The sequence below is a fragment of the Pseudomonas cucumis genome, from assembly GCF_030687935.1.
GTDB lineage: Bacteria > Pseudomonadota > Gammaproteobacteria > Pseudomonadales > Pseudomonadaceae > Aquipseudomonas > Aquipseudomonas cucumis.
Genome location: NZ_CP117454.1, coordinates 4,256,838 through 4,270,514, shown reverse-complemented (window position 1 = coordinate 4,270,514; position 13,677 = coordinate 4,256,838). Strand labels below are relative to the sequence as shown.

General features: G+C 62.7%; 1 protein-coding gene. It reads left to right on the top strand.

Going from position 1 to position 13,677, the window contains the following annotated elements; translation table 11 throughout:
- Position 1: 1 nt before the first annotated feature.
- On the top strand, positions 2-13,657 hold the full coding sequence (locus PSH97_RS19310) for a non-ribosomal peptide synthase/polyketide synthase (RefSeq protein ID WP_305446295.1): 13,656 nt from the start codon (positions 2-4) through the stop codon (positions 13,655-13,657).
- Positions 13,658-13,677 lie beyond the last annotated feature (20 nt).

The following is a 13,677-nucleotide window of genomic DNA, read 5'->3' as shown; positions in this document are numbered from 1 at the left end:
CGTGCAAGAGTTAATCGAGTCGGTAGGACAACTTTCGGCTAAGCAAAGAAAGGCTCTGGCGGTTCTGCTCAAGCAGAAAGGCGTCAACCTTTTTGACATTGCCCCGGTTTTCAAGCGCACGGCTGAAGAACCGTTGTTGCTGTCCTACGCTCAACAGCGCCAGTGGTTTCTCTGGCAATGGGCGCCGCACAGCGCGGCCTACAACATTCCCACGGCCCTGCGCTTGCAGGGCCCGCTGGATGTGGCCGCGTTGCAGCGCAGCGTCCAGGCGCTGATCGAACGTCACGAAACCTTGCGCACGGTGTTCACTCAAGACGCCGGGCAACCCTTGCAAACGATCCTGCCCGCAGGATCGTTTGCCCTGGATATTCACGAGCTGAGCCCTGAGCTGGCGGCAAATCCGCAGGCGTCGATCCAGGCCTTCGTCCAGACCCAGAGCCAGCAAGCTTTCGATTTGCAGACCGGCCCGTTGTTGCGCGCGGCCCTGCTGCAAGTCACCCCGCAGGATCACGTGCTGGTGCTGACCCTGCACCACATCGTGTCGGACGGTTGGTCGTTGCAGGTGATGATCGAGGAGTTGGTGCAGTTGTATGCCGGCTTCAACCTCGGGCATGACGCCGGGCTGCCGGCCCTGCCGATTCAATACGCCGACTACGCCCTGTGGCAGCGGCAATGGATGGAGGCCGGCGAACAGGAGCGTCAACTGGCCTACTGGCAACACAAGCTCGGCGGCGAGCAACCGGTGCTGGAGCTGCCCACCGACCGTGCGCGTCCGGTGGAGCAGAGCTTTGCCGGGGCCAGCCATAACCTGATTCTGGACCCGGCCCTGAGCGACAGCCTCAAGGCCTTCGCCCGACGGGAAAACGTCACGCTGTTTGTGCTGTTGCTGGCCTCGTTCCAGGCTTTGCTGCACCGTTACAGCGGCCAGGCCGACATCCGCGTCGGTGTGCCGGTGGCCAACCGCGGGCGCGTGGAGATCGAGCGTCTGATCGGTTTCTTCGTCAACACTCAGGTGCTCAAGGCGGACGTCGACGGGCAAGCCAGCTTCGTCGATCTGCTGCGTCAGGTTCGGCAAACCGCCCAGGAAGCCCAGGCGCACCAGGACCTGCCGTTCGAGCAACTGGTGGAAGCCCTGGAGCCGGGACGCAGCCTGAGCCACAGCCCGTTGTTCCAGGTGATGTTCAATCACCAGGCCGAAAGCCGGATCAGTGTCGAGACCCGCTTGAACGGCTTGAGTATCGAGCCGCTGGAATGGCAAAGCGCAACCGCGCAGTTCGACCTGGTGCTGAACACCACCGAGCAGGCCCATGGCATTGAAGCGGTGCTCAAATACGCCACCGATTTGTTCGAGCCTGCGACCATCGAGCGCCTGGCGCAGCATTGGCGCAACCTGCTGCGGGCGATCGTTCAAGACCCGAGCCAGCGCATTGCCCAACTGCCGGTGCTCGATGACGCGCAGCAACAGCAACTCCTCGCGCACTGGAACCCGAGCCCGGTGGTGCACCCGGTCAGCCAGTGCATTCATCAGTTGATCGAGGCTCAGGCCGAGCGTCGTCCGGATGCGCCAGCGGTGGTGTTCGCCGGGCAACGGCTGACCTACGCCGAACTCAATCGCCGGGCCAACCAATGGGCGCATCAGCTGATCGCCAGTGGCGTTGGCCCGGATGTTCGGGTGGGCGTGGCGGTTGAGCGTTCGCTGGACATGATCGTTGCCATTCTTGCTGTGTTGAAGGCCGGTGGCGCTTATGTACCGCTGGACCCGAGCTATCCCGACGACCGTTTGCGCTACATGATCGAAGACAGCGGGATCGAGCTGTTGCTGACCCAGGGCCACCTGTTGGCGCAGCTGCCGATTCCACCGGGATTGGCCTGTCTGGACCTGAATCAACCGCTACAGGAAAGCAGCACGACCAACCCGCCTTGCCTGACTACCGCGGACAATCTCGCGTATGTGATTTACACCTCCGGGTCCACCGGCAAGCCCAAAGGCGCGTTGCTGCCCCATGGCAATGTCATTCGCCTGTTCAGCGCCACCGATCACTGGTTCGGTTTCGGCCCCGAAGACAGCTGGACGCTGTTCCATTCCTACGCGTTCGATTTCTCGGTCTGGGAAATTTTTGGCGCACTGCTCCACGGCGGCAAACTGGTGGTGGTGCCCCACGACGTCACCCGTTCGCCGGAAGAGTTCTACACCTTGCTCTGCGATGAACAAGTCACCGTTCTGAACCAGACGCCATCGGCGTTCAAACCGCTGATGCAAGTGGCCAGTGCGTCGTCGCGCAACTCTGCGCTGCGTTACGTGGTGTTTGGCGGCGAAGCGCTGGAAGTGCAGAGCCTGCGCCCCTGGTTCGAACGTTTCGGCGACCGCGCGCCGACCCTGATCAACATGTACGGCATCACCGAAACCACCGTGCATGTGACCTACCGCCCGCTGTCCATGGCGGACTTGCAACAGACCCACAGCAGCCCGATCGGCGAGCCGATTGTCGACCTGTCGTGGTACTTGCTCGATGACGCGCTGAATCTGGTGCCCCAAGGGTGCATCGGCGAGTTGTACATCGCCGGGGCCGGGCTTGCGCGGGGGTATTTGAACCAGCCGGGCATGAGCGCCACCCGGTTCGTCCCGGATCCGTTCAACCCTCTGGCCGGCGAACGCCTGTACCGCACTGGCGACCTGGCGCGGCTGCGCGGCGACGGGGTGATCGAGTACATCGGTCGTATCGACCATCAGGTGAAAGTTCGCGGTTTCCGTATCGAGCTGGGGGAAATCGAAACCCAATTGCTCAACCATGACGCGGTGCGTGAAGCCGTGGTGCTGGCGGTCGAAGGGCTCAGTGGGCAGCAACTGGCCGCGTGGATCGTGCCGAGCGAGCCACTGGACGCGGACGCCCATGCCGGCTTGCGCGATTCGATCAAGGCGCAATTGCGTGAAACCCTGCCGGACTACATGGTGCCGGTCAGTTGGGTGTTCCTTGACCGCCTGCCGCTGACGGCCAACGGCAAGCTCGATCGCAAGCAATTGCCCAACCCTGATGTGAGCCTGGTGCAAGAGGCTTACGCGGCACCGCGCAGCGAACTCGAACAGCGCCTGGCCGAGATCTGGCAGGACGTGCTGAAAGTCGAACGGGTCGGGCTCAACGACAACTTCTTTGAGCTGGGCGGCGATTCGATCATCTCGATTCAGGTGGTCAGCCGGGCGCGTCAGGCGGGCATCCGCTTCTCGCCCAAGGACATGTTCCAGCACCAGACCGTGCAACGCTTGGCCACCGTCGCCCAGCAGAGCGATGCGGTGCAGGCGATGCAAGGTGAGGTGCTCGGCACGGCCGTGCTGACGCCGATTCAACAGTACTTTTTCGCCACCGAGATTCCCGAGCGTCAGCACTGGAACCAGTCGATCCTGCTGACCCCGGCCGAGCCTCTGCAAGCGCCTGCACTGGAGCAGGCTCTGGAACATCTGCAACGGCATCACGATGCCTTGCGCCTGCGCTATCGCCAGACCTCAGGTGAGTGGGCGCAGGAACATGCCGCCATCGATCAGCCGAACGCACTGCTGCGCACGGTTTCTTTGCAAAGCAGCGAGGCCTTGCCGGCGCTGTGCCTGGAGTTGCAACGGAGCCTGAACCTGAGTGACGGCCCGTTGCTCCGTGCTGCACTGGTGGACCTGCCCGATGCCAGCCAGCGCCTGCTGTTGGTGATCCACCATTTGGTGGTCGATGGGGTGTCGTGGCGGATTCTGCTGGAAGACCTGCAAACCGCCTATCAGCAACTGAGCGCCGGCACGCCGTTGCGCCTGCCGGCCAAGACCACCGCGTTCAAGGATTGGGGCGAACGCCTGCAAGGTTATGCGCGCAGCGCCGGGCTGGAAACCGAGCTGGATTACTGGCGCGGGCAACTGGCCGAAGCGCCGGCGGACTTGCCGCTGGACAACCCTGATGGACAACTGCAGAACCGTTTCGAGCGCAGCGTTGATACCCGTCTGGATGCCGAGCGCACCCGGCAATTGTTGCAGCAGGCACCGGCGGTGTATCGCACTCAGGTCAACGATTTGCTGTTGACCGCACTGGCCCGGGTTTTGTGTGAGTGGACCGCATCCGACAGCGCCCTGGTGCAACTCGAAGGGCATGGCCGCGAAGACCTGTTCGACGACCTCGACCTGAGCCGTACCGTGGGCTGGTTCACCAGCATGTTCCCGGTGCGCCTGACTCCGCAGGCCAGCCTCGAAGCGTCGATCAAGGGCATCAAGGAACAACTGCGCTCGATTCCGAACAAAGGCATCGGCTTTGGCTTGCTGCGGTATCTGGGCAGCGACGCTGCGCAAGCAGCCCTGAGCGGCTTGTCCCAACCCAAAGTGACCTTCAACTATCTGGGGCAGTTTGATAACAACTTCGATGAGGGCGCCCTGTGGGTGCCGGCCACCGAAGACAAGGGCGCCGGACAGGATGAACAGGCGCCGATGAGCAACTGGCTGACCATCGACGGCCGCGTCTACCAGGGGCAATTGAGCCTGACCTGGACCTACAGCAGTGATGTGTTCGAAGAGGCAACCATCAACAAACTGGCCCGCGCTTATGAAGTCGCGTTGGGCGAGTTGATCGACCATTGCCTGAGCCATCCGAGCGGCGGCCTGACCCCTTCCGATGTGCCATTGGCCGGGTTGTCCCAAACGCATCTGGACAACTTGCCAATCGCCGCGCAGCGGATCGAGGACATTTACCCGTTGGCGCCGATGCAGCAGGGCATTCTGTTCCACAGCCTGTACGACGCCGACGCCAGCGCTTACGTCTATCAGATGCTGCTGGATATCGACGGTCTGGATGTACCGCGCTTCCAGCAAGCCTGGCAGCGGGTGGTGGATCGTCATGAAGTGCTGCGCGCCGGTTTCATCTGGGGCCGTGACGGCCTCGATACACCGCTGCAAGTGATCTATCGCCAGTTGACCCTGGAAATGCCGGAAGTGGATGTGCGTGCAGAGCCGGATCTGCAAGCCGTGCTTGAGGCCCGTGCCTTGGCCGATCGCGAACGCGGTTTCGACTTGCAGAATCCGCCGCTGCTGCGCCTGTGCCTGCTGCGCACCGCCGATGACCGTCATCGCCTGATCTTCACCTGCCACCACATTCTCATGGACGGCTGGAGCAACTCGCGGATGTTTGGCGAAGTGCTGCAGGATTACGCCGGGCATCCGGTGCCGAGTGCCCAGGGCCGTTATCGCGACTTCCTCGCCTGGCTGCAACGCCAGGACAAGGACGCGGCGCAAGCCTTCTGGCACGGGCAGTTGGCCGAACTGGACGAACCCACGCGGTTGGCCTCGGCCTGCCACGGGCAGACTGTGCCCGGCCCCGGCAAAGGCGTGCATAAGCTGACCTTTGACGCAGCCTTCACCCAGCGCCTCAACGGTTTCTCGCGCCAGCAGCAAGTGACGCTCAACAGCCTGGTGCAAGCCGCGTGGCTGTTGGTGTTGCAGCGCTATACCGGGCAAAGCAGTGTTGCGTTCGGCGCGACGGTGTCCGGTCGCCCGGTGGACCTGCCGAGTATCGAGCAACAGTTGGGCCTGTTCATCAATACCCTGCCGGTGATTGCCAGCCCGCAAGCGACCTGCAGTGTCAGCGACTGGGTGCGCAGCGTGCAGGACAAGAACCTGCTGCTGCGCGATTACGAGCAGACGCCGTTGCAGGACATTCAACGCCTGGCCGCGCTCAACGGCGAAGCGCTGTTCGACACCTTGCTGGTGTTCGAAAACTACCCGGTGTCCGACACCCTGGAGGCCAATCCGGGCGGCTTGCGTTTCAGCGGTCTCGAACACCGTGAGCAAACCAACTACGGCCTGACGCTGATCGCCGGTGCCGGCGAGGTGTTGAGCCTGGACTTCAACTACCTCACCGAACACTTCGCCGAGCGCAGCATTATCGGCCTGGCCGCTCATCTGGAAGAAGTGCTGCGCCAATTCCTCGACGCACCGCAACGCTCGCTGGGCGAGATCGGTCTGTTGTCGGCGACCGAGCTGCGCACGCTGGCCGAATGGAATGACCATCATGCGGCGTATCCAGCCCAGGCCTTGATCCATCAGGGCTTTGAAGCCCAGGTCGAAGCGCGGCCACAGGCGATTGCCTTGCACCATGCCGGCGCCGAGCTGACCTATGCCGAACTCAATCGCCGCGCCAATCAACTGGCCCGTCATCTGCAAACACTGGGTGTCGGTGCGGAAATCCGCGTGGGCGTGGCGATGCCCCGTTCCGCCGAGCTGGTGATTGCCTTGATGGCAGTGCTCAAGGCCGGTGGCACCTACGTGCCGCTGGACCCGGACTACCCGGCGGATCGCGTGGCCTACATGCTCGACGACAGTCAGGCGCGGGTGTTGCTGACCCAGCCGCACTTGCTGTCGCAGTTGCCCGAGACCCAAGCCCAAGTGGTGTGGGTCGAGGCGGGCGGTCAGGCCTTCGCTGACCTGGCGCCGCACAACCTTGAGGACCGGATCGATTCCGCCAACCTGGCGTATGTGATTTATACCTCCGGTTCCACCGGTAAACCCAAAGGCGTGGCGATTGCTCATCGCAACGTGCAGGCGCTGATCCACTGGTCCCACGAGGTGTACAGCGAACAAGACCTGCAAGGCGTGCTGGCCTCGACTTCGGTGTGTTTCGACCTGTCGGTGTGGGAGATTTTTGTCACCCTGGCCCGCGGCGGCTCGATCATCATGGCGCGCAACGCCCTGGAATTGCCGGACCTGCCGGAGCGCGATCAGGTGCGCTTGATCAACACCGTGCCGTCGGCCATCGCGGCCTTGCAGCGTGCCGGGCAGATCCCTTCAGGTGTGCGCATCATCAACCTCGCGGGTGAACCGCTCAAGCAAAGCCTGGTGGACACGCTGTACCGCGAGACCTCGGTCGAGCACGTTTACGATTTGTACGGGCCATCGGAAGACACCACTTATTCGACCTGCACCCGCCGCGAAGCCGGCGGCCAGGCGAACATCGGCCGACCGCTGGTAAACACCACCGCGTACTTGCTCGATGCCCAGTTGCAGGCCGCGCCGATTGGGGTTGCCGCCGAGTTGTACCTGGCCGGCGATGGCATTACCCGTGGCTATCTGTTCCGCCCGGGCCTGACCGCCGAACGCTTTGTGCCCAACCCGCTGGCCAGCAATGGCGAGCGGATGTACCGCACCGGTGACCTGACTCGTTTGCGTGACGACGGTGTGATCGAATACATCGGCCGTATCGACCATCAGGTCAAGGTGCGCGGGTTCCGTATCGAACTGGGTGAAATCGAAGCGCGCCTGCTGGCCCACGACAGCGTGCGCGAAGGCGTGGTGCTGGCGGTGGAAGGCCATAGCGGCCAGCAACTGGTGGCTTATGTGGTGCCGACCCAGGCTGATCTGAGCCTGCAACAGCAGGACGATCTGAGCGAAGCACTCAAAGCCGGGCTCAAGGCGCAGCTGCCGGATTACATGGTGCCGGCGCAATGGTTGTTCATCGAACAGTTGCCGCTGACCCCCAACGGCAAACTCGACCGCAAAGCCTTGCCGACCCCGGACGCCAATCAGCTGCAACGCGATTACGTGGCGCCGCGCACCGCGCTGGAGCGCCAGATTGCCGGGATCTGGCAGGACATTCTGAAACTCGAACGGGTCGGCCTGACCGACAATTTCTTCACCCTGGGCGGCGACTCGATCATCTCCATTCAGGTGGTGAGCCGAGCGCGCCAGCAGGGAATCAGCTTCACCCCCAAGGATCTGTTCCAGCAGCAGACCGTCCAGGGGCTGGCCACTGTCGCGCAGCTCGGCAAAGCCCTGGCGCCAACCGATCAAGGCCCGGTGACAGGTGAGACACCGTTGCTGCCGATTCAGCAATGGTTCTTCGAACAACCCTTGCCGCAGCGTCATCACTGGAATCAGTCGGTGCTGCTCAAACCGTTGAACCCGCTGGTGGCCGCGACGCTTGAGCAGGCCTTGCACGCGCTGATCGATCATCACGACAGCCTGCGCCTGGGCTTTACACAAACCCCAGGCAACTGGTCGGCGAGCTATCGGACCGTGGAACAACAGCGCCTGTCGCCGTTGTGGCTGGAATCGGTCAGTGATGCCGCTCACCTGGAACGTGTCGCCGAACAAGCCCAGCGCAGCCTGGATCTGCAACAAGGCCCGTTGTTGCGCGCGGTGCTGTTCGATTTGCCTGAGGGCGAACAGCGCTTGTTGTTGATCGTTCATCACCTGGTGGTCGATGGTGTGTCGTGGCGGATCCTGCTGGAGGATTTGCAGGGCAGCTACCGCCAGTTACTGGCCGGCGAACCGTTGGCATTGCCGGCCAAGACCACGTCCTTCAAGCATTGGGCGGAGCAATTGCAATGTCACGCCCACAGTGAATCGCTGCTTGGACAACTGCCGTACTGGCAGGCGCAGCGCTCGGACGGCGCACCGCTGCCGCAAGATAACCCCCAGGGCAGCCTGCAGAGCCGACATGCCTTGACGCTTTACAGTCGCCTGAACCCAACCTTGACCCGACGACTGCTGCAACAGACCCCGGCGGCTTACCGCACACAGGTCAACGACCTGTTGCTGACGGCGCTGGCACGGGTGATCACCCGTTGGAGCGAACAGTCGTCGGTGCTGATTCAGCTCGAAGGCCATGGTCGTGAAGATGTGTTCGACGGCCTCGATCTGACCCGCACCGTAGGCTGGTTCACCAGCCTGTTCCCGGTCAAATTGACCCCGACCCAGGAACTGGCCGGCTCGATCAAGCAAATCAAGGAGCAGCTGCGCGCGATTCCGGATCGTGGCCTTGGTTACGGCGTGCTGCGTTATCTGGGGGACGAGGCTTGTCAGGCGTCGCTGCGGGACCTGCCGACACCGCGTATCACCTTCAACTACCTGGGCCAGTTCGATGGCAGCTTCGATAGCCAGAGCGGTGCCTTGTTTGTGCCGGCCGATGAGGTCAAGGGCGCAGAGCACAGTAACGATGCGCTGCTGGGTAACTGGCTGACGCTCAATGGCCAGGTGTACGGCGGCGAGTTGAGTGTCGGCTGGTCGTTCAGCACGCACATGTTCAACGCCTCGACCATCGAACGCCTGGCCGAGGAGTACGCCCGGGAACTGGAACTGCTGATCGAGCATTGCTGCCAGCCGGACAGCCACGGCGTCACGCCGTCGGACTTCCCGTTGGCGCATCTGGATCAGGCCCGACTGGACGCCTTGCCGGTAGCCCCGTCGCGGATCGAAGACATGTATCCGCTGTCGCCGATGCAAGAGGGCATGCTGTTCCACACCTTGTCGGACAATGGTTCGAGCCTGTACGTCAATCAGATCAGTTTGCCGGTGGGCGGTCTGGATGTTGAGCGTTTCCGCAAGGCCTGGGAGGCGGTCATCGAGCGTCAGGCCATCCTGCGCACCAGCTTCCATTGGCACGATGGCTTGGCCAAACCGCTGCAAATTGTCCAGCGTCAGGCGACGCTCGATTTGCAGGTGCTCGACTGGCGCTATCGCGACGCCAGCGAGGCGGACATCGCCGCGCGGGCCGCCGAGGACCGCGCGCGAGGCTTCGAGCTGACCCATGCGCCACTGCAGCGAGTGTTGTTGATTCGCAGCACTGAAGATCAGTATCAAATGGTCTGGACCAGTCACCATATCCTGATGGATGGCTGGAGCAGCTCGCGGCTGTTTGGTGAGGTGATCCAGCACTACGCCAAGGGTGAAATCAGCGCTGAAAACGGTCGCTACCGCGACTTCATCGCCTGGTTGCAAACCCAGGACCAGGACGCCCGGGAGCTGTTCTGGAAAGCCCGGTTGGCCCCGGTCAACGAGGCGACGGCGTTGAGCCAGGCCATCCATCCACGGCATGTGTCCGATGAACCCGGCCACAACGCCATTTACTCCCGTTGGGACGCGCAACAGACCGGGCGTCTGCTGCAGTTCTGCCGCGATCTGCGGATTACGCCGAACACGTTGATCCAGGGCGCATGGTTGCTGCTGTTGCAGCGCTACACCGGGAAAAACACCGTGACCTTTGGTGCCACGGTGTCCGGGCGTCCCGAGAGTTTGCCCAATGTCGGCAACATGCTGGGTCTGTTCATCAACACCTTGCCGATCATTCAGACGCTGGAACCGGATCAGCCTCTGGCAGACTGGCTGAACCGGATCCAGGCCTACAACCTGGATATCCGCGATCATTCCCAGGTGCCATTGGCGGACGTGCAACGCTGGTCCGGCCTGGGCGGGCAGGCGCTGTTCGACAGCATCATCGTGTTCGAGAACTACCCGATCGACGACCGCCTGCAAGAGGACAACGATACCGGCCTGAGCTTCGGCAAATCCATCGGCCATGACGTGACGAACGTGCCGATGGACCTGGCGGTGATGCTCGGCGACGAACTGTCGATTGAATACCTGTACCTGCGTAGCCACTTCAGTGCCGAGGCGGTGGAGGGGATTCGCCTGACGCTGGAAAACACCCTTGAGGCGATGATGCGCGCGCCTTACGAACGCCTGGGTAACCTGCAGCGCCTGTCGCTCGAGCAATGGCAGGCAATGCAAACCTGGAGCGCCGAGCCGCCAGCGGATCATCAGCCACAGCTGTTGCCGGAGCTGATCAGCCGACACGCACTGAGTCAGCCTGAGGCCATTGCGGTGCAATGCGCCGGGCTGAGCCTGAGCTACGGCGAGCTGGAACGACGGGCCAATCGTCTGGCCCATTGCCTGATTGAGCATGGCGCGGGGCCGGAAGTGGTGATCGGCGTGGCTCTGCCGCGTTCGCTGGAAATGGTCGTCAGCTTCCTCGCTGTGCTCAAAAGCGGCGCGGCGTATGTGCCGCTGGACATCGATTATCCGCCGGAGCGTCTGGCGTACATGATCGAAGATTCGGGCATGGCGTTGCTGCTGACCCAGAGCAGCCTGCGGGCGACGTTACCGGCGCCCGAGGGCCTGTTGCGCCTTGAGCTGGATCACCTCGACGAGTCCCGATATGGCGATGAGGCGCCGGTGTGCCGCGTGCTGGAGCAAGGGTTGGCCTATCTGGTTTACACCTCGGGTTCCACCGGACGGCCAAAAGGCGTGGCGGTTACCCAGGGCCCCCTGAGCATGCACTGTCAGGCCATCGCCAAACTGTATGAAATGGACACCCGCAGTTGCGAACTGCACTTCATGTCGTTCGCTTTCGACGGTGCCCATGAGCGTTGGTTGAGTACGCTGTACAGCGGTGGCCGGCTGGTGGTACGCGACGGTTGCCTGTGGACGCCGGAGCAGACTTATCAGGCGCTGCACGAGTACGGCGTGACCATCGCTTGCTTCCCGCCGGCTTACCTCAAGCAACTGGCCGAGTACGCCGCAGCCAGCGGAATTGCACCGCCACCGGTGCGCATCTATTGCTTCGGCGGCGATGCGGTGCCGGACCAGACCTTTGAACAGGTCAAGGCGGCCTTGCGTCCCGAGTACTTCACCAACGGCTACGGCCCGACGGAAACCGTGGTCACCCCGATGCTGTGGAAAGTGCCGGTGAGCCAGCAGTGTGAAGCGGCTTATGCGCCGATCGGCCGGGCGGTGGGCGCGCGTTCGCTGTATGTGCTGGATGAAGAACTGAATCCACTGCCGCCAGGTTTTGCCGGCGAGTTGTACATCGGTGGCTACGGGGTTGCCCGTGGTTATCACGGTCGGCCAGACCTGACCTGCGAACGCTTCGTGCCCAACCCGTTTGCCAGCGGCGAGCGGCTGTACCGCACCGGCGACCTGGTGCGCTTGCGCCAGGACGGCGTGGTCGATTACGTCGGCCGCATCGACCATCAGGTCAAGGTGCGCGGGTTCCGTATCGAGCTCGGTGAAGTCGAGGCCAGCCTGCGGCAACTGGCGCAGGTCAGCGACGCCTTGGTGATCGCCCGGGACAACGCCTCCGGCAAGCAACTGATCGGTTACGTCGTCACCAACGCCGGCCAGGAATTGGGTGATGAACTCAAGGCCGGTCTGCGCACCACCTTGCCGGAATACATGGTGCCGGCGCAGATCGTTTGCCTCAGTGCCTTCCCGATCACCCCCAACGGCAAGCTCGACCGCAAGGCACTGCCCGAGCCGGAATTCAAAAGCGAGGAATACGTCGCCCCGCGTAATCAGCAGGAACAACTGCTGGCGGACATCTGGTCACAGGTGTTGCAGGTGGAGCAGGTCGGTATCAGCGACAACTTCTTCGAACTGGGCGGCGACTCGATCCTGAGCCTGCAAGTGATTTCCCGGGTCAGGAACCACCCGACCCTGCAGATGGAACTCAAACTTCGTGATCTGATGCGCTACCAGACCATCGCCGGCATCGTCGACCAGGACGTGGTGAAAGCGGGCACCGCGCAATCGGTGGACCTCACCCATGTGGCCCGTGAAGGGTTGTTCAATCTGCTGCCGATTCAGGAGTGGTTCTTTGCCGAGGGCATGGCCGAGTCTCATCACTACAACCAGTCGTTTTTGCTGAGTGCGCGTCAGACGCTGGATCTGGATGCCCTGGAACAAGCGCTGGGCTGGATCGAAAACCACCACGACACCTTGCGCCTGCGCTTTTGTCAGGAAGGCGGGCGCTGGTTGCAGCGCTATGCCGCAGCGACCGAGCGCCGCGAGCCGGTGCTGTGGCGCCGCGAGGTCGAGAACAGCGAGCAGGTCGAAGCTTTGGCCAACCTGACTCAGCGCAGCCTCAAACTCGACGATGGACCGGCCTGGCGCGTGGTGCACATCGCCTTGCCGGACGGCCAGGCGCGACTGTTGATGGTCATCCACCATCTGGTGGTCGACACCGTATCGTGGCGGATTTTGCTCGACGACCTGAAGGTGGCCTACGAGGCTTGCGTGATGGGCATCGAACCGCAACTGCCGATCCGCACCAGCAGCTATCGCGCGTTTGCCGAAGCGTTGCAGGCGCAGGCGCCGGTGATTGCCGAGCAGGAATTGGGCTACTGGCTGGAGCAACTGGATCAGCCGGGCGTCGACCTGCCGTGCGACAACCGTCGCGGCAAGAATCAGGTGCGTCACCAGGCTCAGGCGCGGCTCAAGTTGTCTCGCGAGCACACCGAGCAGTTGCTCAAGCAGGCGCCAGCGGTCTATCGCACGCAGATCAACGATTTGCTGCTGTCGGCCCTGAGCCGGGCGTTGTGTCGCTGGAGCGAACAGCCGTCGGCGCTGATTTTGCTGGAAGGCCACGGCCGCGAGGACCTGTTCGAGAACATTGACCTGAGTCGCAGTCTGGGCTGGTTCACCAGCATGTTCCCGGTCCGGCTCACCCCCAACAGCGCGGACATCGGCGCGTCGATCGTCAACGTGCAGGCGCAGTTGGCGGCCATCCCGCAGAAGGGCATCGGCTACGGCGTATTGCGTCATCTGGCCGGCCCGCAACTGGCCCGCCAATTGGCCGACCTGCCGCAGGCGCGGGTGACGTTCAACTACCTGGGGCAGTTCGACCAAAGCTTCGACGAGCAGGCCTTGCTGGTGCCGGCGCTGGAAGAGGCCGGCGACAACTACAGCCTGCAGGCCAATCTGGGCAACTGGCTGGAGATTGTCGGCCAGGTGTACGACGGCCAGTTGGCGCTGCGTTGCATCTACAGCAGCCAACGTTATCGGGCCAGCACGATGGAGCGGTTCATGCAGGATTATCAGCGCGAGCTTGAGGCGTTGATCGAGCATTGCATGGCGCGGGTGGGCTGAGTGCCGGGGTTTTAATCATT